This window comes from Microcystis sp. M53603_WE2 (assembly GCF_030065435.1).
Window position 1 is genome coordinate 1 of sequence record NZ_JASJFF010000971.1, and the last position, 1,052, is coordinate 1,052.

The 1,052-nt window shown below is 39.5% G+C and carries 3 protein-coding genes; 2 read left to right on the forward strand and 1 reads right to left on the reverse strand.

Annotated features, from left to right (window positions below; genetic code table 11):
• Positions 1 to 233: 233 nt before the first annotated feature.
• The gene (locus PX481_RS20495) at positions 234 to 437 is read left to right on the forward strand and encodes a type II toxin-antitoxin system Phd/YefM family antitoxin (RefSeq protein WP_004159269.1); all 204 of its coding nucleotides are present in this window, start codon (positions 234 to 236) and stop codon (positions 435 to 437) included.
• Complete coding sequence (locus tag PX481_RS20500; protein WP_004159268.1) at positions 403 to 684, forward strand: type II toxin-antitoxin system RelE family toxin; 282 nt, start codon at positions 403 to 405, stop codon at positions 682 to 684. Before PX481_RS20495 ends, PX481_RS20500 begins: the two co-directional genes overlap by 35 nt.
• 69 nt (positions 685 to 753) lie before the next feature.
• Here PX481_RS20500 and PX481_RS20505 read toward each other — a convergent pair whose 3' ends face one another.
• Positions 754 to 972: a PEP-CTERM sorting domain-containing protein gene (locus PX481_RS20505; protein WP_232023761.1), complete on the reverse strand. Its 219-nt coding sequence runs from the start codon at positions 970 to 972 to the stop codon at positions 754 to 756.
• Positions 973 to 1,052: the final 80 nt, after the last annotated feature.

Consider the following 1,052-nt stretch of genomic DNA (forward strand, 5'->3'; position numbering starts at 1 on the left):
TCCAACAATTCCTATTTTTTCATAATTAGGGTCTCAAGCTCCCCCTAACGGCCACCGAGAAAACCTTCACCAGATAAGTATTTTTACTCAAGTCTCTGGAGGGGGACAGCTTATGTGACAGTTGAGGGTGCGGAATGTGGGCTTCAAGCAGTCAGGTACTGGTGCACTTCAAACTTGAATTGGCCTTTGCTAAAATCTACAATAGAAATAAATACTAACTAAACAGCTAAATTATGACAACTCAGCCTAAAGACCCTGAAATAGTTTTACGCGATGGGAAACCAGTGTCGGTTATTCTCGATATTGAGGTTTATCAAGAGATGTTAGAGCAAATTGAAGCGATTGAAGATTTAAAGGCTTTAGCCGAAATGCGCCAGAAACCCCTTGAGTTTCGTTCTCTAGATGACTTTCTCAAAGATTATTCAACGGATGTATGAAGTTCTTCTAGAAAAACAGGCGGAACGGGATTTAAGAAAATTACCTGCTGATTTATTTGAGCGTATTATTCCGGTCATTAGAGCCTTAAACACTAATCCTAGACCATCTGGATGTCTTAAGTTGAAAAACTCCCTACAAGATTACCGTGTTCGAGTTGGAGAGTATCGAATTATTTACGAAATTGATGATAAAAACCAAGTTGTGAAAGTGATGCGAGTTCGACACAGAAGGGAAAGTTATCGTTAGAATTTGTTTAGATGATCTCTGTAAAAAAGCAAGGTGAGGCATTTATAGGAAATGCCTCTAGCACTATCTTCAAGATTTGCGCTTTAAAGCTGCACCTATTCCTAATACTCCTAAACTCAGTATTCCTAGAATTGATGAGGGTTCGGGGATGGATGAGGATTCTCCAATTGCTACTCCAGGGTTATGATAGAGAAACTGAATATCCGAAGCCGATAAAGCTCCACTATATAGGGCTGGCTGAATAAATCTAAAAACTTTGTTGGGTAAGACTTTTAGACCTTTTGTCAATCAAAAAGTACTGGATCTGGGAGTGATCGGGGGGAAATTTAGGCACTTTTTCCCTGAAAATTAGGTAATTGGCCACCTCA